A 24678-nucleotide genomic window follows, 5' to 3' on the forward strand; every position below is an offset into this window, starting at 1 on the left:
TTTTTAGCAAAAATAGGTTTTTAAAATCCGTAAAGCAAAAAGATTAATAGGCTTTATCTTCACCTTTTATAGCATTTACAATTGTTTGAATCGTAATTCTAATATCGAGTAGCAACGACCAGTTTTCGAGGTAAAATATATCATATTTTACACGGTTGATGATATCTTTTTCGGTTTCGACTTCGCCTCTAAAACCACTCGTTTGAGCTAACCCTGTTATTCCGGGTTTGATAAAATGGCGTACCATAAATTTGTCGATACGTTCCGCATACATATGCGTATGGCTTACCATGTGTGGTCTTGGTCCAACAACTGACATGTCGCCAACCAAAACATTGAAGAATTGTGGCATTTCATCGATACTTGTTTTTCGAAGAAAAGAACCCATTTTGGTAATTCTTTGATCCCCCCGAGTTACCTGGTGTAAATCTGCTGTTGGGTTGACTTTCATCGAGCGAAACTTATAACAGTTAAACTCTTGGTAATCTAAACCATTTCTTTTTTGTTTGAAAAAAACTGGCCCTTTTGATTCTAATTTGATGAGAATTGCCAGTATGGGCGTAAGCCAAGACAAAATACAAACAATTACAAAAATAGACATCACAATATCAAAGCTACGCTTAATAAGTCGGTTTAAGGGATCGTTTATGGGAATATCCCTCAGGGAAAGAATAGGTAAATACCCAAAATAATCTACTTTGAGTTTTCTAGTATAAACGTCTTTATTGTCGGGAATAATCCGTAAAATCTTGAGGTTGTTGTCAGCAAAATCTATAAAATCATTGATTTGTTCATTCTCTAGAGCACTGATCGAACAATAAATTTCGTCAACTTCTTTGTCTAAAATCAGTTTAAAGACTTCATCCAAATCTGAGTCTGGATTGATTTCAACAATTGGTTCGCTTTTATAACCATATTCTGGTTTGTTATCAAAAAGTTTTTTTAAATCTCTTGTTTTGCTGTTATTTCCAACAATTATCACCTTACGGTAATTACCTCCTAAATCTTTTCGGTAAAACTTAAAAAAATAATAAACCGATAACTTGATAACAGTAATCACTCCAAAAACTTTGAAGAGGTAAGTAAAAATTGCCTGATTGGTACTGCTTATTTCTTTGAAAAAACCAAAGAAAGAAAAAACCAAAAGTGTAAAAATGGCTAACTGTAAAACTATTAAAGAAATGATCGTGGTCACTTTCGTAAATCGGTAAACTTCGTAGAAACCGGTTTTAACAGAAATAATTAACCAACCAATGGTAACAAACAAAAAGAAGTTGAAATAATCTAAAACTCCAAAAGAAAATTGAAAAGCAAACAGCAGCATGACCGCTAAATCCAAAACATAGATAATTGGTTTTAAAAACGATGAATATCTGCCTTGTCTTTCGACCATGCCTTACTTTTTATTATGCTCAGAAAAGTCCTTATGTTCTTTTTTGTTGAGTTCTTCTATAGGTAAACTTTTAAAATAGTCATAGGTGATTTTGATGCCTTCTTTTCTACCTATTTTTGGTTCCCAGTTCAATATTTTTTTAGCGAGCGAAATGTCAGGTTGACGCTGTTTTGGGTCGTCTTGAGGTAATTCTTTATGTACTATTTTCTGTTTTGTTCCTGTAAGTTCAATTATCTCTTCCGCAAATTCTTTGATGGTAATTTCGTGGGGGTTTCCAATATTTACAGGAAACACATAATCGCTCATCAACAGTTTAAATATGCCATCAATTTGGTCATCAATATAACAGAAAGATCGTGTCTGCAAACCATCGCCAAAAATGGTCAAATCTTCTCCTCGAAGTGCCTGACCAATAAACGCAGGTATCACACGGCCATCATTGAGCCGCATTCGTGGGCCATAAGTATTAAAAATGCGTACAATTCTGGTTTCCAATCCGTGAAAACGGTGGTAGGCCATTGTCATAGATTCTTGAAATCTTTTGGCTTCATCATAAACGCCTCGTGGCCCGATTGCGTTTACATTTCCGTAATATTCTTCATTTTGTGGATGCACCAATGGATCACCATAAACTTCTGAAGTACTCGCAATTAAAATTCTAGCATTCTTTGCTTTCGCTAAACCTAATAAATTGTGTGTACCTAAAGAGCCTACTTTTAAGGTTTGAATCGGAATTTTTAAATAATCTATCGGGCTTGCAGGACTTGCAAAATGCAAAATATAATCTAGATCTCCCTCGACGTGAACAAATTTGGTGACATCGTGATGGTGAAACTCAAATCGTTCTGAAGGCATTAAGTGTTGAATGTTTTTTAAATCTCCTGTAATTAGGTTATCCATCCCGATAACGTGATATCCTTCATCAATAAATTTATCGCAAAGGTGAGAGCCTAAAAAACCTGCGGCTCCTGTTATCAAGACTTTTTTCATACTAAATTGATTTTCTCCCTATTGAGATATAACTAAACCCTTCTTTCTCTACATCAGAAATATCGTAAAGGTTTCTTCCGTCAAAAATAATAGGTTGTTTTAAATTTTGCTTAAGTTTTTGAAAATCGGGTGTTCTAAAAATGCTCCACTCTGTTGCAATTACAAGGGCGTCTGCCTCTTCTGTTGCATCGTACATACTTTTCGCGAAAGCAATTTTATCGCCTAATTTACTTTTGACATTATCCATCGCTTCAGGATCAAAGGCTGTTATTTTTGCACCTTTCTCAAGAAGCTTATTAATAATTGAAAGTGCTGGCGCTTCCCGGATATCATCAGTTTCTGGCTTAAACGCCAATCCCCAAAGTGCAATTTTTTTTCCGTTAAGGTTGCCTAGCTTTGCTTCTATTTTTGGAAGAAGAATGGTTTTTTGTGCTTGATTGATTTTTTCAACAGCATCGAGAATCTTAAAATCAAAGTTGATGTCTTTTCCCGATTTGTGTAAGGCTTTGACATCTTTAGGGAAACAAGAGCCTCCGTAACCTATTCCTGGAAACAAAAAGCGCTTGCCAATGCGAGAATCGGTTCCCATTCCTATGCGCACTTTATCAACATCGGCACCAACAAGTTCACAATAGTTGGCAATTTCGTTCATAAAGGTAATTTTGGTTGCTAAAAATGAGTTCGCCGCATACTTGGTGAGTTCAGCCGATTTTTCATCCATCACAATGATGGGGTTCCCTGAACGAACAAAGGGTTTGTAGAGTTTCTGCATATGCTCGATAGCACGAGGGCTTTCAGAACCTATGACAATTCTTTCTGGTTTGAGGAAATCATCTACAGCAAAGCCTTCCCGTAAAAACTCTGGGTTGGAAACCACATCAAATTCAGTGTTTGTTTCTTGAGCAATGGTTTTGGTGACCAATTCTGCTGTCCCAACAGGAACGGTACTCTTGTCAACTATAATTTTGTAGCTGGTAATGTATTGTCCTATTTCTTTGGCAACATTCAACACATAAGACAAATCTGCCGAGCCATCTTCACCTTCTGGTGTTGGTAAGGCCAGAAAAATAATGTCGCCGTGGTCTAAGCCTTCGTGTAAACTTGTGGTAAATTTTAGTCTTCCTGCATCTATATTTCGTTCAAAAAGCACATCGAGGTGTGGCTCATAAATAGGCACTTCTCTATTCCGCATGCGCTCTACTTTGTTTTTATCTATATCGACACAGATGACTTCATTTCCTGTTTCTGCTAGGCAAGTTCCTGTAACTAGACCTACATATCCTGTTCCTACAACTGTTATTTTCAAATCTCTTGATATTTTTATATTTAAAAACTACCTAAATCTTATTATGATATGATTTAGAAACGAAAAATGTTTCTTATATGTTATTTTTAAAGTAATTTTTTGTCAAAAATAAGAAAATCCCTACTTAATTTTAGTTTAATCTTTTTCAATAATATAATATATGTAGGTTTATATTAGATATTATACTTTATTTTGCAATAAATAATATTCATATATTCCTAAGAAAAATATGATTACTCCTGATATTTCTGTTGTTATTCCTATACACAATGAAGAGCAAAGTATTTCTGAATTGCATACTCGCTTGTCTAAAGCGGTCTCTAAAATAACACCTAATTATGAACTTCTTTTTGTAAACGACGGAAGTAAAGACAATTCATTATTTCAATTGGTGAAATTGGCAGAAACAGACAATAAATCTTTTTACATCAACTTTAGTAGAAACTTTGGTCATCAAATTGCCGTTACTGCTGGATTAGATTATTCAAAAGGCAAGTGTGTCGTAATTATAGATGGTGATTTGCAAGATCCTCCTGAGCTTATACCAGAAATGTATCAAAAACATCAAGAAGGATACGAAGTGGTTTATGCCCAACGAAAAAAGAGAGAAGGTGAGTCTTTTTTTAAAAAAATAACGGCTAAGTTTTTTTATCGAATTCTTAAAAAATTGACCTCAATTGATATTCCAGTAGATACGGGCGATTTTAGACTTATTGACAGGAAAATTGTTGATTGTTTAAAGCAGATGCCAGAACAAAATAAATTCTTGCGAGGGCAAGTAGCTTGGTTAGGTTTTCGGCAAACCGCAGTATTTTTTAAAAGAGATAAAAGAAAACACGGAGAAACGAGCTACCCACTTAGTAAAATGCTAAAATTTGCAATGGATGGTATTACAAGTTTTTCTGAAAAACCTTTAAACTTTGTTACAAAAATGGGCTTTTTTATTTCAGGTATTTCGTTCTTAATTATTCTTTATGCTGCGTTTTCTTATTTCGTTTTAAACGAAACTATTACTGGATGGACATCACTTATTATAAGTTCAATGTTTATTGGTGGAATTCAACTCATATCATTAGGGATTATTGGAGAATACATCAACAGAATAAACAAGAATATATTAGACAGACCTCTTTATATTATTGAAAAAACAAATATTTTAAAAACCCAAGATATTCAATCTTAACACTATGATTTTGAGTCAAAAAAGTAAGCTAGTAAAGATTATAATAATTGGATTATGGCTAATAATTATAGCTATCCCTTTTTTTTGTTTTTTGGAGGTTTTAACGCTTAGAATATTTGATGAGTCAAGAAATGCAAATAATGCTTTTGAAATGTATAAAAGTGGACTTTCAATAGCAACAACCTATGAAGGAAAACCAGAACTTTGGAACACTAAGCCTCCCCTTTTAATATGGTTGCAAGTAATTTCCTTTCATCTATTTGGAGTAAATGCATTTGCTTTTAGACTTCCTGTAGCTTCTCTGGGATTTCTTACTTGTGTCGGATTGTTTTTATTTTCCTTCAAACATCTTAAGTATTTCTGGCATGGGATATTTACTAGTTTGGTTCTCGTGACATCGCTTGGTTTTATGAAAACTCATGGAGCTACTACTGGAGATTTTGATGTTCCATTAACTTTTTTTACTACACTATATTGTTTATCCTATTTTCTTTATATTAAGCATAAAGAAAATAAATTTTTAGTTCTCTTTTTTGTTGGTTTATTGTTTTCTATTTTAACAAAAAGTGCCGCAGGTCTTTTATTTTTACCTGCTTTATTTATTTTCACAATATATAAAAAATTCCTTTTTCAACTTCTTCAAAACAAAACCCTTTATTTAGGTATATTTTTTTTAATTGTTTTTATAGGAGGTTACTATATCATTAGAGATAATCTTCAGCCCAACTATATAAAAGAAGTTATTGAAAATGAATATACCGGTCGGTATAATACACCTCAAGAAGGTAACAAAGGTGGTTTTGATTATTATTTTAAGCTGATAAAAAATCATCGTTTTTTTAATTGGTTCTATCTTTTATTTATTAGTTTCTTTTTAGGTTTTTTCAATAAAAATAAAAAGCTTTGGGATTTACATCTTTTTTCTTGTATCCTAATAATCTCATACTTTATAGTTATTACTCTAGCGAAAACAAAGCTAGAATGGTATGACATTCCTATGTACCCTTTTTTTTCAATTATCATAGCCAATTTTATATATATGCTATATGACTTTATTTCAAAACAGAATATTGGCTTCAGAAAAACACCTATTGGTTTAACCTTAGTGATTCTCTTTTTTACATTTCCTTATATAAAAGTACTTAATTTTTTAAGCGAAGAAGAAAAAGCAGTTTACTTAGAACACCATTTAATGCCAAAATATTTATCAGAGAACTCTTCATTTTTACCTGACAGTGTTAATGTATTGTTTCATTCTGGTTATAAACCTAATCTCCTGTTTTACTCTAGAGCTCTGCAAGAAGAAGGAAAAAGTATAAATTTTATCAATTATGATGAAATTGATAATTATAATAGTTTTATTGTTAACAATAAAACCTATATTGATTCAATTGAAAAAAACTATGATTTTAAAAAAAAGAAAATCTACGAGTTTAAAAATGTACCCATATATAAGTTCGAAAATTTAAAGAAAAAGTAATTTTCCTTTGAAAGTGAAATTTTTATACTATAGGTTTTTTTGTTTGTTTTAAAGTAATATACAAAGCTACAAATATACCAAAAAGAAAAGCGCCTAATTGTCTCTGTAAAACGTTTTCGACTATAAAAAACATAAAAAATAGCGTTAATATTACTTTTAGTTCAAAACTAATTTTTCTAGAGAAAAAGCTTACGAGAAACGCCAACAATAATAGAATTGCCGGTAGGTAACCTCCAAGCATGGCAAAATCTAAAAATTGGTTATGGGTGTTGAATTTTGCCTTTAAATAATAAACTCTTTTGCTTTCATTGTAATCTATCGTTTTATCATAACATTTTACTAATTCATCTTCTATCTCTTGTTTGTTTTTGTGTCCAAAAGCTATAATTGTTGGATGAGCCATTTTTTCAAAGATACAAGGCCAAATCACAAAGCGGGGCTCTGTATCTACCACCATTTTTTTAGTTCGTTCAAAATCGTTATCGATAAACATTCTTTTTTGAAGGTTGTTGCTTAATCCAAAAGCTAAAGCTATTAATAGTGTCAAACCTATGCCTATTCCTAAAGTGGTGTTTTTATTTCTTTTGGAAAGTCTAATCGTGTAAATAACAATAAGGAGTAAGCACATAAGAATTCCTAAACGAGCAGAAATATAAACGGCAAATGCCGTAAAAACAACGGCTAGGATATAGCCTTCTAGGTTTGATTTTCTGGTTTCGGTATATTTTAAAGCTATAAAAGTACCTAAAGCCAAAACAATACCAAAATAAGGTCGTTCTAATAAGAGAACCTCGTTAACAGTAGCGTTATTAGCAAGTACAAACTCTGGGTTGCTTTGATATTCAACAAAAATATTTATTATTGAAATTCCTACAGCAATTATTACACCTAATAAAAAAGCTAATTCTATATACTTAACTTTCTTTACCTGTGTAAAAAACAAGAAAAATAATAGTACGATATACATTCTTCCGAAATAAGCAATGTCGTCTATAAAAGTACCTTTTAGAAAAGAAAAAAGAGTTAAAACTGCAATGCTTGCAAAATATAATAATATTGTTTTCGACTTTATATAAGAATAGTCATTTCGCTTTAAGCGAAAAAGAAAAACAACACCTAAAGGAATGAGCAGTAAATTGGGTAATGCCTTTGAAAGCGGTAGCATCAACACCAAAACTGATGCGATGATGTCGTAAATGTTTTCTTTAGAAAAGAAACTTTTCAAAGCATTCATAAAGACTTTATTATGGTGGTTTTCTTATTTATAACGAAAATAGTTAATTTTTAATACTTTTTAGTGGTATTGTTTCAAGTCTACTTTTCTTTAAGCAAATTTCTATATAAATGCAGTGTTTTATCTGTCATCTGCTCAAGCTTAAAATGGTTGTTAAAACGACGTTGAGCATTTTCAGAATATCTTACTTTCGATTTTTTATCTGAGAGTATAATTTTAATCGCATCTGCTATTACAATTGAGTTTTTTGGTGTAACCACGAGACCTGTTTCTTGATGCTGATTTACCCAAGATGTTCCAGAGCCAATTGAAGTTGTTATTAAAGGACAACCTAAAGCCATTGCCTCAAGTAAAACAATACCAAATGCTTCAGATCTTTCTATAGACGGAAGACAAAACACATCAGCTCTTTTGTAGTATTCTGCCAGTTCTGACGATGGAATTTTTCCTATTAACTTTACTTTTTTTTGTAAATGGTTGTCTATAATTTGCTTTTGTAATTTATCTTTTAAAGCCCCTATTCCTCCAATTAAAACGATAGTATTTTCATCTAAATGTTTTGCCGCCTCTATTAAATATTCAAAACCTTTATAATAGATAAGACGCCCAAGACTAAATACAACTTTCTTGCTTTTATATTTTTCAGCTAGTTTACTTCTAAAATCTATGTTTTCTTTTAGGTAAGTTTCATCAATTCCTAACGGAATTACATGGCATTTATCTTTATACGATTGTAAGTCTTTTGAACTCTCTAAATAATCAGGAGAGGTTACAATTACCGCGTCTGCTTTCTTTAAAAGATGAGTTTGAAAAGGTTTATACGCAGTTTTTATAAGTTTTTGTTTTACAATATCAAGATGCCAGTGTAAAATTATCTTTCCTTTAAAAGGTAAAAACTGTAAAGCAATTGCTGCAGTTGGGTTAGGCATATGAAGATGAATGATATCATAATGCTGATAAATCTCATGCAAATCTTTAAAAATAGAAAATGAGATTGGCGTAGAAAATTTCGTTATCCAAACTCCTGTTCGCTGAATTTTATATTTACGCTGAGTTGTCTGACTTCCTTTTTTATGGTTAAAACAAAAAACATCGGTTTGTATTCCTTTTTCATTTAGGGTTTCTACCAAGTCGTAATTAACTTTTTCTATACCGCCATAAAAAGGAGGATAATATTTGCCTACGTGAAGTACTTTCAAAATTGTTTTTTTAGTGTTTTTTAATCATTTCTCTTGTTACTTGTAGTATTTGTTTTAATCCAAACTTTTGAAATAAAAACTCTTCTCAGGTATTTTAAAAAAGAGAAGGTATAGAAAAATAGGCTTTCAAATGTATTGATGATTCCTAGTTTTCTAGCAATAGAAACTCCTTTAAGTTCACCTTTTTCCATCTCCCATAAATTAGAACTTAATCCCGATTCCCCAAAAGACATTTTTCCTTTTCCAGTAATCACTAAACTCTTATTTAATAAATATAGGTGATGATGGTGTGCAAGGCGTACAAAATAAATTAAATCTTCGGCATAGCGCATGTTTTCATTAAAATAACCAACGGTATGAAAGGCTTCTCTTTTCATAACCACTGTTGGCGTGAGGGCAAAATTTTTAAGGAATAGCATTTTTGCCGGTATTCTTTGAAGGACTTTAAATTTATTCCCTAAAAAAGAATCAAAGTGCTCTTGATTTCGGTTGCAAGAAATTATATCAACCTTATTATTTTCATCAAAAACCTTCATTTGCTCTTCCAGTTTTGTTGGGAGCCATTCGTCATCACTATCTATAAAAGCGATAAACTCTCCTAATGCTTTTTTTAGTCCCAGATTTCTTGCCACAGACACTCCTTTGTTTTCTTGGGAAATATACTTGATTCTTTTCTCAGGATATTTCTTGATAATCGTTTGAATGATTTCTTCAGACCGATCTGTAGAACCGTCATTTATGACAATTACTTCTATATTTTTGTAGCTTTGCTCCAGTACCGATTTCAAACAATAATCAATACTTTTTTCAGCGTTATAAACGGGAAGAACAACACTAACAAGCGGAAAATTGTACATTTGAATGATGTAGATTTAAAAAGCCAAAGATAAATAAAAGCATAGAGTTATATATGAATATATTATTTGAAGGATACTATGGATATAAAAATGCAGGTGATGATGCATTTGTTGAAGTTGCAAGTTGGGGTTCTCAAACCTATTGGAATTCTGAAAACAACACCTTTATTGGTCAAAATCTCCCTCAAACTATTTCTCCTATAAAAACCAAAAGCTTTTTAAACAATAAAAAGGGCTTTGACAGAATAAGTTTCCTAAATGCTTTTTTAACGAATGACTTTTTTATTTCGGCTGGCGGTTCCACTTTTAGTGAAATGCCGATACATTCTAACAAATCTCTGGCAAGATTAATTTCCTATACAAAAAAAATGAAGTTAGGAGCTATCGGTGTCTCTGTTGGTCCTTTTAAAAACCTTAAAGATGAAGTAAAAGTTCAGAAATATTTAAAATCGATTTCTTTTTTAGCTTTAAGAGATACTCGTTCTTATGAATATGTCAAAACTTTAAATCTACCTTATCAACCTGTGAAAGCCTTTGATTTAGCGGCATTACTGCCCGAGGTTTATCAATATCAAAAAAAATCTTCACCTACAAAAACAACCATTGGGTTAAGTATTTGTAATTATGAATCTTATACCGGTGGAAGTCCCAAAAAAGAAAAAAATAGAAATCTGTTTTTTAAAGAAGTAGTAAAACATCTAGACAAAAATATGAATATTCATTTTAAGGTTTTTATTATCAATGGTAATCCTATTTTTGGGGATCAGGAGATTTCAAAAAATTTGGTAGAAGGAATTAACCCTGAAAAAATAGAATTTATTCCATATCAAAAAGAATTGAAAAAAACCTGGGATGAAATCGCTTCTTGTGACTTGGTGATTTCAACACGATTGCACGCCAGCATTTTTGCTTGTTTTGCCCAAGTGCCTTTTTTATTGATTGAGTATCATAAAAAATGTACTGATTTTTTAAAAGACGTTGGGCAATCTAAAGATTATTTTTTAGGTGATGCCGAGCTTTCGCCCAAAAAAGTCTTTACTATAGTGGAAGGGATTTTAAATGAAGGTTATTCTTCTCCCAAGAATATAGGTCAATCGATAGATTTAGCTCGAAGTAATTTTACTCATCCAAATATTTTAGGTCACTTTCAGAAGTAGGTAGCGTTTTTCTTTGGTTGTAGATGCCGATTAGCCTTATAAGCACACATAAGTATATCCAAAACCCGTATATTCTAAGTGTGTCAATTTGTAAAAAATTAATCAATAATCCTACAAAAGAAATGATGAGGATAACAGTAAGGTGTTTTTCTTGGTCATTGGTGTTACGGTATAATTTGAGTAAAGCGTAAAAAATAGCAAGTATAAAAAAACAAAAAATAAAAAAGCCAACAATTCCTGTTTCGGCTAAAGTTCTTACATATAGGTTATAGCCTGGCGGGAATGATTTTAAGCGTTGGTCTTTATAAAAAAGAGTAAACTCATAATTATCATTTGTAGCCCATTTGGGATAATGAAGCCTGTTATGATAGGTTTGTTGCCCATAACCAACACCAGCAATAGGGTTTCTTTTAAAGACTTCCATAGAAGCAAACTGAATTCCTATTCTAGATTTATTTGAAACGTTTTCGGTTAGGTTTTCTTTAAAATTTAAGGAGTCTATTTTTTTTGCAATACTTTGTGTGATTCCCTTTGGATTTAGAACCACAATTACAAAAATCAAGAAAAGAAAGCCACCCACAAACCGAAGAGCTACTTTAAGTTTTTTCTTATGCAACGCCAATATAAAGAGGAACAACAAAAATTGTACTGTGACGACAAATAACCCAGTTCTTGAGCCTGAAAAAAAAGTAAGAAGTAAAACAATGAGCGTAGGTATATATTTTAAAAGTTTTCTATGAGAGGTTAGAATATAGCTAAACATCCAGCCCGCAACGGTAATAAGGTAAATAGCTAAAAACGGTGATTCGTAGGAAACACCCGAAATTCTATCTCCAAAAACCTTTACCTCTAAAAAAGGGAAATAGCTAAATAACTCTATAATTGGTCTTACTTGTTCTATATGAAAAACAACAATTAAAACCTCAAAAAAACAATATAACGTATTAAAAAGTAAAGAAGCTAAAAATGCTGTTCTGATTGTTTTTAGCATTTCTTTTAGGTCCATATCTTTTACACAAGCCCAGAAAAAAGCAACCAATAAGATAGAGGATATAAATAAAGAGGCTATTTGCCTGAAAGCTCTATTATACCCTGTGGTATATTTAAAATAATTGTCTATAACCGTTGAATGATTAATAAAAACAGAACAAATACACCAAAAAAAGAATATCAAGAATATCTGATACACAAAGCTTTTTAAGGGTAAAGGAATTTTCCTTTTTATAAAAAACTCTATTCCTACAAATAAAAGACCTATTAAGAAAAAATAAATGGCAGACTCGTTTCTATACTCTCCTAGTATATCAACATTTTCAAAAGAATTGAAAGGGATAAAAAACAAACCTAAGACAAATAATATTTTCTTAATCTTATCCATGAAGAATTAATTCTCTGTGATATTCTTTTTATAAAAATAGTAAATTACTAAAGCATAAATTATTGTAGCAAGCAACATTGCCGACAAAATTCCATAATAAAAATTAAAAAAGCTAAAAGTGATTAACGTAATAATAGAAGTTAAAAAAGCAATTGTATGGGCGTAGAAAAAAGGCACTGTTTTTTCTTTTGCTTTTAAGGCAACCCCCATTGGCTTTGCTAAAATTATTAAAAATTGAAAAAGTAACATTCCTAAAAACAATACTAGTGCAGATCCGTATTTTTCAAAATAAAAAAAGTGGTATGCTCCCAAGCCAATGGGAGTTGCAATAACAAATAGCAATATGATTTTTTTATACTGTAATTTATAAACTTCTTTTACCTTTTCTGAAAGTTTCGTTATTTGACTCGAAAAAATTGGATTGTAATGATTTTCGATGGTAACACTCAAAATCCCAAAAACCCCTAAAAAGTTATGCAATACTCTAGTTTTTGCTATTTCTTCTGAAGAATAATTCAAAAATTCTGCTGCATTATAAACTCCTTGCGAATAACCCCAAAAAATAAGTCCTCCCACAATAAGCCATTTCGCATATACATAATGCTGTTTAAAAACTTTTTGAAAGATTTTCAGATTAAAAACAGTTCTTCTTGAGGTTAAAAACTTAATATCCTTATGGTTTATCAAACCAAGAAAAAGTATGCCTGAAGCTCCTAAAAATGAAACAGCATAAATATTAAAAATAGTTGTTATAGAAAGGTCGCTTGAAAAATAGTAAAGTAACCCAAAAAAAGTGATGTTCAGCAAGCCGCTTAAGCCTAATAGAGTTTTTAATAAGCCTTTCTTTAAAACATAAACAAACTTTCTCAACAAGTCATACAAATACATTCCGAAGCAAAAAAGAAAAAAACTGATAAAAGAGACTTCTGTTACTTGACTCCTCAAAAAAATAAATAAAACTCCGCAAACCGCAAGTATAATAACTATTCCAAGGAAAATGTTTGATAGAAGGTATTCTTTCCCTTTATCAAACCAATTTTTCACATAAAAAATGAGAACTGGTGAGGCTAATAACGCATTTGTCAGAAAAAAAAGGAAAATCACATAGCTGTAGGCAAGAGTGTATTCTGCAAACAACTCAACCGATACATATTTAGAAATCAAAAATATAGACCCAAAATTTAGCAACGAAACCAAGGCCTGTTCTGCAAGACTACATATTTTTGAGTTGAGCATATTTTTTTTTAATTCTCTACCAAAAAGTAAGGATTGAGTAAGTTCTCTTTATTATACCTTAACGGAAGTTTGTCTTCTTGATTTATCACTTCAACATTTAAGCCACGTAAAACGGCATGCGCTGCTGCGGTATCCCATTCCATCGTGGGAGCAAAACGAGGGTAAATATCGGCTTTTCCTTCGGCAATAAGCATAAACTTTAATGAACTGCCCATACTTACAATTTCTGCATTTGGGTATTGGTCTATAAAATTTTTTGTTTCATCATTAAGATGCGAACGCGAAGCTACAATGCGTTTATTAGAAGTGTTTTCTGAAAGTTTGAGTGTTGACTTTTCTCCTGTCTCATTTATCATAAATGAACTAATATCTGTACCTCCAACATAAGTTTTTCCTAAAACAGGAGCGTAAACCACTCCCAAAACAGGTTTTGAGTGATGAATTAGCGCAATATTTACCGTAAACTCGCCATTTTTCTTGATAAACTCTTTGGTTCCGTCTAGCGGATCAACCATCCAAAAATACTCCCAGTTTTTTCTTTCCGCGTAAGCAATATTTTTACCTTCTTCAGACAATATCGGAAATTCTGTTTGAGACAAATAGCTCATAATGGCTTCATGAGCCATTTGATCGGCCTTGGTTAATGGGCTATCATCTCCTTTGGTTTCTACGCCAAAATCGGCTGAGTGATAAACTTCTAAGATTTTTTCTCCTGCTTGGTGAGCAGCTTTAATAATGAGTTGAATGTACTTTTCTGTATTCATCTAATTGTTGTTTTTAATAAGTTTTTTGAGGCTTTCTTGCCAAGAATCGATCTGATAATTAAATGTTTTTATGATTTTTTCTTTAGAAAGCACACTGTATGTTGGTCTTTTTGCTTTTGTCGGATAAATATCTGTTGGTTTTACCGTAAACACGGCATTAGGATGCAACTTTACAATTGCTTGTGCAAATCCGTACCACGTGGTTTCTCCTTGGTTGCTGAAGTGATATAATCCGTATGCTTGTTCTTCTGAACTGATGACTTCTAAAATCAGTTTTGCTAAATCGATGGCGTTGGTTGGTGTTCCTGTTTGCTCGGTGGTAATGCTAAAAGTAGTCTCTTGGTCTAATTTACTTTCTATGGTTTTAAAGAAGTTATGTCCAAACTCAGAATACAGCCAAGAAGTCCGGATAATAAAAAATTTTTCTAAAATCTCTTGAATATATTCTTCTCCTTGTAGTTTTGATGCCCCATAAATGTTTATGGGGTTGGTTTGAGCGGTTTCGGAATAGGGTTGAGATTGTGTGCCGTCAAAAACATAATCGGTAGAAATATGGATGAGCGTAGAATTATTTTCCTTACAGGCTTTCGCTAAATTTTTTACAGCTTTGGCGTTTACCAAAAAAGCTTGTTCTTGTTCACTTTCGGCTAATTCTACATTGGTAAAAGCTGCACAGTTGATACAATAATCATAAGCTTTTCTTTTAAAAGTTTCCGCAAAAGCGCTAAAATTGGTAATGTCTAAATCTTGACTGTTTTTAAAATCGAAAGCTACATGAGGGTAGTTATGGGCAATTTTTTGCAAGCACTTTCCTAATTGACCGTTTGCTCCTGTAACTAATACTTTTTTCATTTTAAAAACGCTTCTAGGGTTGGCAGTGCTTTATCTTTTTCAGACAGGATGATATAATCCTTGTCTATTTGCCAATCGATATTCAATTCGGGGTCGTTATAAATAACTCCAGCTTCCGAAGTTTTATCGTAATATTCGTCACACTTATAATTGAATACTGCAGTTTTGGAAAGCGTGACAAACCCGTGTGCAAAACCTTTTGGAATAAACAATTGGTAATTGTTTTTGTCATTCAAAAAAACGCCATGCGCTTGTTTAAAGGTAGGTGAATCTTTTCTTAAATCGACCACAACATCATAAACCTCGCCTGCAACAACCCGTACCAGTTTTGCTTGGGCTTTATCACCAATTTGTAAATGCAACCCCCTTAACGAACCGTACTGAGAAACCGAATGGTTGTCTTGTACAAAATCTATATTTAACCCCGTTTCTTGATGAAACCTCTTTTTATGATAGCTTTCAAAAAATAAACCGCGTTTATCTTTAAAAACATTGGGTTTGATCAAGAAACAGTCTTTTAGCTTTGTTTGTTCGACAACCATATTATTTTAATTGACGTGCTTTTACAAAAATTCGCCCAATGATAATACTTAAAACAAAGGCTATAATTAATAAAACAGGGGTGATCACTATTTTATTAAGTTTCAATAAAAAATTATCTTTTATAGCTTGAGTATTACCCTGATCGATAACAAACACAAAGTCTTGATTTTTATTGAGCCTTGTAATTAGTTGAGAGGTTTTCTTTTGCAATTCAGATCTTCTTAAAATCAACCCGTTAAAATCAAAATTAGCCCCATTGACTACCACTGTGCTTGTTGCCTTATTCTTGCCATAGTTCGTAATTAAACTATCTAAAGACTGTATAAAATTTTCGTTACTTTTGATTTGCTGAGCTAAAAATTGTTTTTGGTCTTCGTACAGTTTTCTGTAAAAATTATTGCTTCTTAATTCCTCGAGAATTAAACTGTATACTTTTTGAATTTCAATTTTTTGGGGGTGTTTTAAAATAATTTTATGGGTTTTTAAAGAGTTACTCCAAATATCTTCTTTCAACTTTTCATTTACTGAGGCTGTTTCATCAATAAATTCGAGATAGGTTTCTTCTTCTTCGGTAAACTCATCAAAAAATAAAACAGGTTCTATTTCTAGCTTTAAATTACCCGTCTCTTCAATGCCTAATTTTTGTTGATAGTTTTCATTTTCATTAGAAAATTTATAGTTGATTTCTTCTATCTTTTTATAGATATAAGGTGAAGCTTCATAATCTGCACCGATAATGCTTTGTGTTTGTACGTACTTAGGAGTGTTTTCTTGCCAGAAATAACCTAAAATAACACCTATGACTATTAAAACTGCCAAAATCACCGCAAACCTTAAAATAAAAGCCGCTATTCGCACAAAAAAATTGACAATCGCATTGCCTATTTTCTTAAAAACAATAAACAAATCGTTTAAATCTATTTCCTCGTTATTTCGTTGATTATTTTCCATCAGGTTGAAATATTTGTTCTAGTATTTTTTCTGTTATTAAATAAGTGGGTTTTACTCCTGAGGTTCCTAAACCTCCTGAAGCCAAAGTACTTCCTGTCTCTAAAGGGTTGTCACTTGCATAATAAGCATAGCGTACTTTCACTTTAGATTTGATGTTTCCTCTAATTTTTGAAGCCGCTTGTATGGCTTTTTGGTAATGCGCTCCTTCCATTTCAAGACCAATTACGTCCCAAGTAGATTCGTTAAAGAACCGCAAAATTTCTCTGTTTTGAAGTGATGTTCCTAAAACCGTAATCATCGAACCTTCATATACATCAATTCCATTTCCGGCAAGGTGCTTTTTCTTCAATTTATTTTTTACAGGGTAATTGTCTGCAGTTCCTTCAAAAACATGTGCTTTAGGAATCATAATATCTCCTTTTCCACCTTCGAGAATTCCTGCTTTTCCCATAATGGAAATAGAAGCAACATCTAAATGAAACTTCTTCCCTTCTTTCTTAAAAGGTTTTAAAAGTTCATCCATGGTTTCGTAAGCTTGTTCTCCAAAAGCATAATCCATTACAATGATCACAGGTGCATTTTCTTCACTTACTTTAAACGAACAATTCTCTATTTTAATTTTAGAAGTGTCAAAAATTTGAACATCGATATTCGTTCCGCTTTGATCATCGATAAAAATCATGCCATTACTCATAGCGTGTTCGTTTACTTTTAAACGTAATTTACCGTTAGCCGTATCGCTTAAAAACTCATAGATTTCTAGCTTTGAACTTTTCTGAAGCTCATTTGATAAGGCCGCTTCTGCAAAAAGTGTATTCATCACACTGTGCATATTGGCACTGATGATATGTAGCTCTCTATCGAGTAAATTGTTTTCTGCTAAAGTGTTTTTGATGCGATTTGCCCAGCGTTCACCATAAATATGATGTCCTAATCGCTCTCTTAAAACCGGGCTGAAAGTGACTATTCGCTTTTGATCTTCGACAACTTCTCTTATCGCTTTACTTCCTAAATAATAAATGATTTTTAAGAACCGGTCTTTATCATCTAGTGTACTAAATAAAGGGTGAAAAGCTCTAACTTCTTGATAAGTTCTTCCTAAAAAATTGGCAACATGCGAGATTATCGTTTCTCTTTCTTCTTCTGTTAGACTGTCTTTTTTTACAGCTAACTCCAGTTTTTTCCAATCCCGCGTGTAATCTTTTCCATCCTCAATCAATACACTACACATAATTTTATGCGACTCGATAAACAAAAAAGTAAGATGGGTAAGAATGTCATAGATTTCTGACCTGCCTCGCGTCACCTCAATATTCATTTGGTCTTCATCGATACGGTAACAGTTTCTTCTACGTTTTTTAGGAATAATAGGTTTAAAATGCGAGTTTTTATAGCCTTCGTCGCTTGTAAGATTGATGTATGTACATTCTTCTATACCTATTGGCAAACGATCGATTACATACAGCAATCCTTGTAACTCTACTTTTTCTTCGGCAATAGCCCCGTAGATTTCTGGGCGAAGTGTAAACAAAGATTCTCTCAACGATTCCCCAGAAATGCCCATAGGTTTGTAATAACCTCTATTAAAAAGATGTCGCATCGTGATATACATACGTTCGATAGCATTAGAGCTTTCTTGTGCCTTACTTCGACCTTGTATGTTGAATGTGTTCATCTAAATTTTATATTTTGAAATTGCTTCTGCAATTTTTCTATCATTAGAAAGTCGAGGCAGTTTGTTTTGTCCGCCAAGCTTTCCGATAGATTTCATATAGTTCTGAAAACCTTGTTTGGCAATCTTTGTAATCACCAAAGGTCGCAATATTTTTCCATCAATTAAATCAAAATAATAACTATTTTGCTTTTGCATACTCTTGTCAAGGCTTTGCGCGAAAGCCTCAAAGTCTCCTTCTTCGCTAGAAAATTCAATTAACCATTCGTGGTAAGGTAAACCTTCTTTCGGATTGGTTTCTGGAGCGACGGTAAACTCGTTTATTTGTATACCATGTTTTTCGGAAGCTTCGGCCATCGCCTTTTCTACTTCACTGGCAATGACATGTTCTCCAAATGCTGAGGTAAAATGCTTGATTCTTCCCGAAACAATCACACGATAAGGTTTTATTGAAGTAAATTTTACGGTATCGCCTAAATTATAACGCCACAAACCAGCATTGGTAGAGATAATCATCACATAATTTACCTCTTTTTCTATTTCTCCAATCGTATAACTTGTTGGGTTTTCTTCAAAAAATTCATCCGCTTTGATAAATTCATAAAAAATTCCTGCATCAAGTCGCAACAACATTCCTTTTTGGTGCTGTTGGTCTTGGTAGGCAAAAAAACCTTCAGAAGCAGGAAAAAGCTCAATACTGTCTATCTTTTTCCCGATTAATTCATTAAATTTTTCTCGGTAAGGTTCGTAATTAACACCCCCGTAAATCAACAAATCAAAATTGGGGAATATTTGGCTTATTTTCTTCTTCTCTTTTTGTACTATTCTCTCAAAGTACATCTGCAACCAAGACGGAATACCACTAAAAACGCTCATGTTTTCGGGAAGTGTTTCTTCGATGACTTTATCTACTTTGGTTTCCCAATCTTCGATACAATTGGTTTCCCAGCTTGGCAAACGGTTGCTTTGTAAATAGGCTGGTACAAAATGAGCGACGATTCCTGAAAGGCGACCCACTTTGATTCCGTTTTTTTCTTCGAGTTCTGGGCTTCCTTGCAGAAAAATCATTTTTCCGTTGACGAATTTGGTTTTTCCTGTTTCAGAAATGTAGTTTAGTATTGCATTTCGAGCACCTTTGATGTGGGATGGCATCGACTCTTTGGTTATCGGAATGTATTTGGCTCCGCTTGTGGTACCTGAAGTTTTAGCTAAATAAAGTGGCTTTCCTTTCCAAAGGATATTTTCTTCTCCAGCAACCACTTTTTCGATATAAGGTTTTAGTGCTTCGTAATCTCTAAGAGGTACTTTTTTTACAAAATCTTGTGGTGTTTTTATTTCACGAAAGTGGTGATCTTTGCCAAACTCTGTGTCTTTTGCCTCAGAAATAAGATTCTGAAAGACTTTCTGTTGCGTTTCAACAGGGTTGTTCGCCCATTTGTTGATCTGAGCTTTAACGATTTTGGCAAATATTTTGGCTCCTATTTCCTTAATGCTCATAAGTTATTCTTCAAACTCTAAAAAATCGGTTGGATTAAGCGGATAACCATCACTCCATAACTCAAAATGTAAATGAGGTCCTGTTGTGAGTTCGCCTGTCGAACCCGTCATCGCGATGACTTCACCGGCTTTTATCAATTCGCCTTGCTCTTTTGCCAACGAAGAATTGTGTTTGTACACCGAAATCATACCGTAACTGTGTTCTACAATAATCACATAACCGGTTGCGGCTGTCCATTCAGAGAAAATTACCGTTCCGTCGGCAACGGCTTTTACGGGTGTATTTTCTTTGACGACAATATCAACTGCATAATGCTTCTCTTTGACGTTGTAACCTTCGGAAATTTTCCCTTTAAGCGGAACCATAAGCTTGATAGCGCTTTTGGAAATTGCCTTGTCAAACACATTGAATTTATCTTCTTCCTCGACCTTTTTTCGTAAAATCGAGTCTTGCTTTGAAGGCTCTAAATCGACACTATCTGGGTTTATTGGCGTGGTTTCGTTAACATCTTCTTCGGTAAAATCATACGGAGAAGCTTCTCCTTTTAAAACCCTTGCAATGGATGCGTAATATTGGTTTTTCTTATTGATTACTTGTTGAAGTGAATCGGTTTTGTAGACCAATTTTGTAGCGGTTTTACGTAATTCTGCCGAAGAATAACCTGGAATATATTCCCGCAAAGGGGTAAAAGCAATGAGGATCGTCGTAGAGGCAATGAGAATAATAGACAAAAGACCAACGGCTACAAAAACATTGAGTCGCGTGAGTTTAAAAGAAACTTTTTCTTCAAAAGTGTCTTCATTTAAGATAATGAGACGGTACTTATGAAGTAGTTTCTTTGCAAATTTTTTCTTTTCTGGGTTATTTTTTGCCATATTTTTTACTTCCGTGAAAACAAAGATAGCATAATATTCGTATGTATATTTACCATTATATTAACGAGCAATTAGAATATTAATTGCTAAATTTGTTGAACTAAATTTGAAGTTATGTTATCAAATATAATTCTTGCTATCGGAGCATGGCAAATAGTAGTCATCGTATTAATTATTCTTCTTTTATTTGGAGGAAGAAAAATCCCTGAATTAATGCGCGGTTTAGGTAGCGGTATCAAAGAGTTTAAGGACGCTTCTAAAGACGAAGACGTTAAGGATTCTAAAGATGCAAACGCTAGAAATCAAGTAGAAAATAAGAACTAAATCTTAATTGATTTTAGCCGATTTTAGGATCGCTTCGAGTTCAAATACATTATCTCTCTTGGTTGCGGAGGGTTTAAACACAAAACCTTCTAAAATCACATAGCGATTGTTGGCTTTATCTTTTACTGCATAATTGATAAATGGCCCCGCCATAAAAGCATTTCTAACATCCCAAACTCCTTTGGTTTCGTAAGCAAATTTACCATCTATTGTTGTTTCAAATAAGTAAGGTGCAAATGCTTTTTCTGTCGCTAGATAAGAGTCTTCATTTGGTCCTGGAATAAACTTTTTTCCGATAGAATCTCTCATTTTTATGATGTTACCAACGATGTTGGTGTCTTTTTCAATTACCGAAAAAGGGACTTCGTAAACCAGGATTTCCATACTTCCGTTAGGGATATCTTTGCGAATCCAAAAGAAATCTTTTTCGTTTTTTGCATAACGATACGCCGTAGGAAACTTTAAAGAAACTCCTAAGTTTTCTTCTAGTTGATCATCTTTTTTGAGTGATTTAAGAATACGTCTTTGTTGTTCTGCTATTTCAGCTGCCTTAAAATTGCGTATAATTTTATCTTTATGGGTATTGATGTTATTGACAATCTCAGAAACATTTTGCCCAGTGATAAAAATTCCTGTTTGTGGTTTAGCAAAGGTGTCTTTTACAACCGTAAAAGAAGTTTGTTTAGACTTATCTATTTTTAAAAAAGTGCGGTTGTTTCTCGCAAAATCTTTAAAGGCTGCAGCAGGCATTTGGTTAATGGTAAACAAAGGCTCTTGTTGTGGCAATCCTTCGACTTCAGAAGCTAAATTTTTGCGTAAAACTTCTCCTATTTCGCCTTCCCAAAGCTCATTAGAAACAATAATATTGATGTTGTTGATGCGCCCTGAAGAATCTGGCAATAATCCTTTGTCGTTCTTTTTATCTTCGCATGCCCAAAATGTAGCTATGATAATGATAAGAAATAATACTTTTCTCATGGTAAATGGTAAAAATGTTAGTTAGTTAGCTTGATTTTACCCGTTGGTCACTTTTAGTTTCATTCCGGGTTTGATATTCTTACCACTAATACCGTTCCAATTTTGAATATTTTGTACACTAACTCCAGGATATTTTTTTGAAATGCTCCATAAAGTGTCTCCAGGTTTAACGGTATAAACCTCTTGTCTTTCTGTGTTTTCAGCAATATCAGAGCCATTTTTACTATAAATCGTAAGTTTTTGACCTATGTTAAGCCTACTGCTTCTTAGTCCATTCCATTGTTTTATACTCGAAATACTTACCCCAAATCTATCGGCAATTTTACCTAGATAATCGCCCCTTCTTACACGGTAATAGGTTTTTTGAGGTTCATCTAATGCTTTTTTTGCTTCCGCTTCAGCTTCTTCTTGCGCCAATAGTTTTTTTGCGTAATCGTAAATCACACTTTCGTTGGAAACAAAAACACCCGCTTCTGCTTTTGGTAATCTGATGTAGTGATTTTCGTTTTCGATATACGGAACGATCTCTAATTTATAACTCGGATTTAAAAACGAAAGCAACTCACGGTTGACCCCTGTGGTTTTTTCAATCTGATCGAATTTGATTTGTCCTTTTACTTTAATCGTATCGGTTTCGAAATAAGTAATTTCTGGTTGATAAGGCTTAAAACCGTGCTCATCTGCATACTCAAACATATACATGGTTGCAATAAAAGAAGGTACATAACCTGCAGTTTCTCTAGGCAAATAGTTTCTCAGCTCCCAATAATTAGTGTTACCACCACTTCTTCTAATCGCTTTTGCCACATTTCCTGGGCCAGAATTGTAAGATGCTAAAGCCAAATCCCAATCTTGAAAAGTATCGTAAAGATTTTTTAGATATTTACAAGCTGCTTCGGTAGATAAAACAGGATCCATTCTTTCGTCATAATAACTCGTCACATCCAGACCGTGCATTTTTCCGGTAGCATACATAAATTGCCACAAACCTGTCGCGCCAACTCTAGATTTTGCTCTCGGGTTAAGTGCCGATTCTACAATTGCGAGATATTTCATCTCCAACGGAATATCGTATTTGTCTAATTTTTCTTCAAACATTGGAAAGTAATAGTGACTAAGAGCCATTAAGTTTTCCACCGCTTTACGATTTCGTTTTAAATAAAAATTAATCACACTTTCTAAAGTCGGATTGTACTCAATCACAAATGGTGTTTTAGCGTTCAGATCTTCCAATCGCTGTTTTAATAATTCTGTGGAAACCTCTTTAATGATGCTTTCCTCATCAAGATGATCTATTTGTCTAATTGATAAGCTTAGTTGGGGATATAATTTTGAATTGTAAAGTTTTGAAGCCCAAACCGAATCGATAGCAGTTGCTTCTTCATAATCGACAATAAAATTGACGATAGTGTCTTGTTCTACAGGAACACTTTCGCCAATATCACCTTCGACTTCCTTTTTGTCTTGTGCGTATAAAAATAAGTTGGTAAAGAGTAGTAAACTACTGATTACAAATTTCTTCATCCTATGAATTTTTTACTTTTTAATTGCTTCTATTCCTGGTAATGATTTGCCCTCTAACATTTCTAGCATGGCACCACCACCTGTTGAAACATAACTTACTTCGTCTTCTATATGGAACTTTTTTACGGCGGCAACGCTATCACCTCCACCTACTAACGAAAAAGCGCCTTGTTTTGTTGCCTTAGCAATGTCTTTTCCGAGAGAAATGGTTCCGAAAGCAAAATTAGACATCTCAAAAACACCCAAAGGTCCATTCCAAAGTATGATTTTAGATTCCTCAATAACCTTACCAAAATTTTCGATGGTTTTTTTGCCTACATCAACACCTATCCAACCCGCTGGAATTTCATCTATTTTGACGGTTTTGGTTTGAGCATCGTTGTTAAAATCATCGGCGATAAGAGTATCGACAGGCAAATGGACTTCTACATTTTTCTTTTTTGCTTTCGCTAAAATTTCTAAAGCAATTTCTTGTTTATCGTCTTCTACAAGCGAATTGCCTATTTTTCCGCCTTGAGCTTTGATAAACGTATAGGTCATTCCGCCACCAATAATGAGGTGATCTATTTTGTCTAAAATATTTTCGATTACCGTAATTTTGGAAGAAACTTTTGCGCCCCCAATAATTGCGGTTACGGGCTTTTTATCTGAATTTAAAACCTTATCTAAACTTTCTATTTCTTTGGCCAATAGATCTCCAAAACACTTCTCATTAAAAAACTGTGCGACAATCGTGGTCGAAGCGTGAGCCCTGTGAGCGGTACCGAAAGCATCGTTGACATAAACATCCCCATGCTTTGCCAATTTTTCAGCGAAAGCTTTATCTCCCGCGGTTTCTTCATCATAAAAACGAAGGTTTTCTAACAACAATATTTCACCCGGTTGTAGGTTTTTGGATGCTTCTTCGGGATTTTTCCCAATACAATCATCAACAAAGTTTACTTGCTTCCCTAAAACATCGCTTACCGTTTGGGCAATATGCCCTAAAGAAAATGCCTTGTCTTTACCCTTTGGTCTTCCTAGATGAGACATCAAGACCACAGAGCCGCCATCTTTTAAGATTTTGTCGATGCTTGGCTTTGCTGCTTCTATTCTTGTTTTATCGGTAACTTCAAATTTTTCGTTTAACGGAACATTGAAATCTACCCTTATCAATGCTCTTTTATTTTTAAAATCAATTTGGTCTAATGTCTTCATTTGCTAAAAAATTTCTCAAATTTAATTAATTCTAAGTTTTGAGGAAATCCCGGTTTTACTTTTTTAAAATTTAACTACTTTCGTCAC

22 protein-coding genes are annotated in these 24678 nt (G+C 33.3%); 4 read left to right on the plus strand and 18 right to left on the minus strand.

What is annotated here, in order from left to right; all coding sequences use genetic code 11:
* Window positions 1–43 precede the first annotated feature (43 nt).
* Genes DNG35_RS03600 through DNG35_RS03610 form a run of 3 tightly spaced genes read right to left on the minus strand, consistent with a single transcriptional unit; the run spans window position 44 to window position 3689 of the window.
* Window positions 44–1393 carry an undecaprenyl-phosphate glucose phosphotransferase gene (locus DNG35_RS03600; protein WP_111126387.1) on the minus strand — a complete coding sequence of 450 codons (1350 nt, stop codon included), beginning with the start codon at window positions 1391–1393 and terminating at the stop codon, window positions 44–46.
* Between the two features lie 3 nt (window positions 1394–1396).
* On the minus strand, window positions 1397–2383 hold the full coding sequence (locus DNG35_RS03605) for a UDP-glucuronic acid decarboxylase family protein (protein ID WP_111126388.1): 987 nt from the start codon (window positions 2381–2383) through the stop codon (window positions 1397–1399).
* A gap of 1 nt (window position 2384) precedes the next feature.
* Window positions 2385–3689, minus strand: coding sequence for a UDP-glucose/GDP-mannose dehydrogenase family protein (locus tag DNG35_RS03610; RefSeq protein ID WP_111126389.1), 1305 nt, complete (start codon window positions 3687–3689; stop codon window positions 2385–2387).
* 229 nt (window positions 3690–3918) lie between these two features.
* On the opposite strand from DNG35_RS03610, the gene DNG35_RS03615 reads away from it, so the two are divergent.
* Both DNG35_RS03615 and DNG35_RS03620 read left to right on the plus strand, forming a co-directional pair.
* Entirely contained in the window at window positions 3919–4872 is a 954-nt protein-coding gene (locus DNG35_RS03615) for a glycosyltransferase family 2 protein (RefSeq protein WP_111126390.1), read from the plus strand.
* Window positions 4873–4882: 10 nt separating this feature from the next.
* On the plus strand, window positions 4883–6352 hold the full coding sequence (locus DNG35_RS03620; RefSeq protein WP_158524867.1) for a glycosyltransferase family 39 protein: 1470 nt from the start codon (window positions 4883–4885) through the stop codon (window positions 6350–6352).
* Between the two features lie 22 nt (window positions 6353–6374).
* On the opposite strand, the gene DNG35_RS03625 is transcribed toward DNG35_RS03620, so the two are convergent.
* From DNG35_RS03625 to DNG35_RS03635, 3 genes are all read right to left on the minus strand, one after another.
* Window positions 6375–7586 (minus strand): O-antigen ligase, encoded by a 1212-nt coding sequence (locus DNG35_RS03625; protein ID WP_111126392.1) that lies wholly within the window; start codon window positions 7584–7586, stop codon window positions 6375–6377.
* Between the two features lie 80 nt (window positions 7587–7666).
* Window positions 7667–8785, minus strand: a complete 1119-nt coding sequence (locus DNG35_RS03630; protein WP_111126393.1) for a glycosyltransferase — start codon at window positions 8783–8785, stop codon at window positions 7667–7669.
* Between the two features lie 20 nt (window positions 8786–8805).
* On the minus strand, window positions 8806–9642 hold the full coding sequence (locus DNG35_RS03635) for a glycosyltransferase family A protein (RefSeq protein WP_111126394.1): 837 nt from the start codon (window positions 9640–9642) through the stop codon (window positions 8806–8808).
* Between the two features lie 53 nt (window positions 9643–9695).
* Between DNG35_RS03635 and DNG35_RS03640 the strand changes: the two genes are divergently transcribed.
* A complete protein-coding gene (locus DNG35_RS03640; protein WP_111126395.1) occupies window positions 9696–10799 on the plus strand; it encodes a polysaccharide pyruvyl transferase family protein in 1104 nt (367 codons plus the stop codon).
* Here the strand turns inward: DNG35_RS03640 and DNG35_RS03645 are convergent.
* From DNG35_RS03645 to DNG35_RS03685, 9 genes are read right to left on the minus strand one after another with little or no spacing between them, the layout of a single operon-like run.
* Window positions 10762–12177: an O-antigen ligase gene (locus tag DNG35_RS03645; protein WP_111126396.1), complete on the minus strand. Its 1416-nt coding sequence runs from the start codon at window positions 12175–12177 to the stop codon at window positions 10762–10764. The two genes, DNG35_RS03640 and DNG35_RS03645, sit on opposite strands and share 38 nt — an antisense overlap.
* 6 nt (window positions 12178–12183) lie before the next feature.
* Window positions 12184–13413 (minus strand): hypothetical protein, encoded by a 1230-nt coding sequence (locus tag DNG35_RS03650; RefSeq protein ID WP_111126397.1) that lies wholly within the window; start codon window positions 13411–13413, stop codon window positions 12184–12186.
* A gap of 8 nt (window positions 13414–13421) precedes the next feature.
* Window positions 13422–14177 carry a 3'(2'),5'-bisphosphate nucleotidase CysQ gene (cysQ, locus tag DNG35_RS03655; protein ID WP_111126398.1) on the minus strand — a complete coding sequence of 252 codons (756 nt, stop codon included), beginning with the start codon at window positions 14175–14177 and terminating at the stop codon, window positions 13422–13424.
* Window positions 14178–15029 (minus strand): dTDP-4-dehydrorhamnose reductase, encoded by an 852-nt coding sequence (gene rfbD / locus DNG35_RS03660; protein ID WP_111126399.1) that lies wholly within the window; start codon window positions 15027–15029, stop codon window positions 14178–14180.
* Window positions 15026–15571 (minus strand): dTDP-4-dehydrorhamnose 3,5-epimerase, encoded by a 546-nt coding sequence (gene rfbC / locus DNG35_RS03665; RefSeq protein ID WP_111126400.1) that lies wholly within the window; start codon window positions 15569–15571, stop codon window positions 15026–15028. Before rfbC ends, rfbD begins: the two co-directional genes overlap by 4 nt.
* 1 nt (window position 15572) lies before the next feature.
* A complete protein-coding gene (locus tag DNG35_RS03670; RefSeq protein ID WP_111126401.1) occupies window positions 15573–16523 on the minus strand; it encodes a hypothetical protein in 951 nt (316 codons plus the stop codon).
* A complete protein-coding gene (locus DNG35_RS03675) occupies window positions 16513–18198 on the minus strand; it encodes a hypothetical protein (RefSeq protein ID WP_111126402.1) in 1686 nt (561 codons plus the stop codon). Before DNG35_RS03675 ends, DNG35_RS03670 begins: the two co-directional genes overlap by 11 nt.
* The gene (locus DNG35_RS03680) at window positions 18199–19692 is read right to left on the minus strand and encodes a GH3 auxin-responsive promoter family protein (RefSeq protein ID WP_111126403.1); all 1494 of its coding nucleotides are present in this window, start codon (window positions 19690–19692) and stop codon (window positions 18199–18201) included.
* Window positions 19693–19695: 3 nt separating this feature from the next.
* On the minus strand, window positions 19696–20568 hold the full coding sequence (locus DNG35_RS03685; protein ID WP_111126404.1) for a M23 family metallopeptidase: 873 nt from the start codon (window positions 20566–20568) through the stop codon (window positions 19696–19698).
* A gap of 114 nt (window positions 20569–20682) precedes the next feature.
* Between DNG35_RS03685 and tatA the strand changes: the two genes are divergently transcribed.
* On the plus strand, window positions 20683–20892 hold the full coding sequence (gene tatA, locus DNG35_RS03690) for a twin-arginine translocase TatA/TatE family subunit (RefSeq protein ID WP_111126405.1): 210 nt from the start codon (window positions 20683–20685) through the stop codon (window positions 20890–20892).
* Between the two features lie 3 nt (window positions 20893–20895).
* Here the strand turns inward: tatA and DNG35_RS03695 are convergent, their stop codons facing one another.
* The 3 genes from DNG35_RS03695 to pgk are packed head-to-tail and all read right to left on the minus strand — an operon-like array spanning window position 20896 to window position 24591.
* Window positions 20896–21870, minus strand: a complete 975-nt coding sequence (locus tag DNG35_RS03695) for a DUF4837 family protein (RefSeq protein WP_111126406.1) — start codon at window positions 21868–21870, stop codon at window positions 20896–20898.
* Between the two features lie 36 nt (window positions 21871–21906).
* Entirely contained in the window at window positions 21907–23394 is a 1488-nt protein-coding gene (locus tag DNG35_RS03700) for a LysM peptidoglycan-binding domain-containing protein (RefSeq protein WP_111126407.1), read from the minus strand.
* A gap of 12 nt (window positions 23395–23406) precedes the next feature.
* The gene (gene pgk, locus DNG35_RS03705) at window positions 23407–24591 is read right to left on the minus strand and encodes a phosphoglycerate kinase (RefSeq protein ID WP_111126408.1); all 1185 of its coding nucleotides are present in this window, start codon (window positions 24589–24591) and stop codon (window positions 23407–23409) included.
* Between the last annotated feature and the right edge of the window lie 87 nt (window positions 24592–24678).

The sequence above is a fragment of the Mesonia sp. K7 genome (genome assembly GCF_003233725.1).
GTDB lineage: Bacteria > Bacteroidota > Bacteroidia > Flavobacteriales > Flavobacteriaceae > Mesonia.

Coding starts and splice junctions, on each gene's coding strand:
- DNG35_RS03600 (WP_111126387.1), bottom strand. CDS start 1,393: ATGGTCGAAAGACAAGGCAGATATTCATCGTTTTTAAAACCAATTATC.
- DNG35_RS03605 (WP_111126388.1), bottom strand. CDS start 2,383: ATGAAAAAAGTCTTGATAACAGGAGCCGCAGGTTTTTTAGGCTCTCAC.
- DNG35_RS03615 (WP_111126390.1), top strand. CDS start 3,919: ATGATTACTCCTGATATTTCTGTTGTTATTCCTATACACAATGAAGAG.
- DNG35_RS03625 (WP_111126392.1), bottom strand. CDS start 7,586: ATGAATGCTTTGAAAAGTTTCTTTTCTAAAGAAAACATTTACGACATC.
- DNG35_RS03635 (WP_111126394.1), bottom strand. CDS start 9,642: ATGTACAATTTTCCGCTTGTTAGTGTTGTTCTTCCCGTTTATAACGCT.
- DNG35_RS03640 (WP_111126395.1), top strand. CDS start 9,696: ATGAATATATTATTTGAAGGATACTATGGATATAAAAATGCAGGTGAT.
- DNG35_RS03645 (WP_111126396.1), bottom strand. CDS start 12,177: ATGGATAAGATTAAGAAAATATTATTTGTCTTAGGTTTGTTTTTTATC.
- DNG35_RS03650 (WP_111126397.1), bottom strand. CDS start 13,413: ATGCTCAACTCAAAAATATGTAGTCTTGCAGAACAGGCCTTGGTTTCG.
- cysQ (WP_111126398.1), bottom strand. CDS start 14,177: ATGAATACAGAAAAGTACATTCAACTCATTATTAAAGCTGCTCACCAA.
- rfbD (WP_111126399.1), bottom strand. CDS start 15,029: ATGAAAAAAGTATTAGTTACAGGAGCAAACGGTCAATTAGGAAAGTGC.
- rfbC (WP_111126400.1), bottom strand. CDS start 15,571: ATGGTTGTCGAACAAACAAAGCTAAAAGACTGTTTCTTGATCAAACCC.
- DNG35_RS03670 (WP_111126401.1), bottom strand. CDS start 16,523: ATGGAAAATAATCAACGAAATAACGAGGAAATAGATTTAAACGATTTG.
- DNG35_RS03675 (WP_111126402.1), bottom strand. CDS start 18,198: ATGAACACATTCAACATACAAGGTCGAAGTAAGGCACAAGAAAGCTCT.
- DNG35_RS03680 (WP_111126403.1), bottom strand. CDS start 19,692: ATGAGCATTAAGGAAATAGGAGCCAAAATATTTGCCAAAATCGTTAAA.
- DNG35_RS03685 (WP_111126404.1), bottom strand. CDS start 20,568: ATGGCAAAAAATAACCCAGAAAAGAAAAAATTTGCAAAGAAACTACTT.
- tatA (WP_111126405.1), top strand. CDS start 20,683: ATGTTATCAAATATAATTCTTGCTATCGGAGCATGGCAAATAGTAGTC.
- DNG35_RS03695 (WP_111126406.1), bottom strand. CDS start 21,870: ATGAGAAAAGTATTATTTCTTATCATTATCATAGCTACATTTTGGGCA.
- DNG35_RS03700 (WP_111126407.1), bottom strand. CDS start 23,394: ATGAAGAAATTTGTAATCAGTAGTTTACTACTCTTTACCAACTTATTT.
- pgk (WP_111126408.1), bottom strand. CDS start 24,591: ATGAAGACATTAGACCAAATTGATTTTAAAAATAAAAGAGCATTGATA.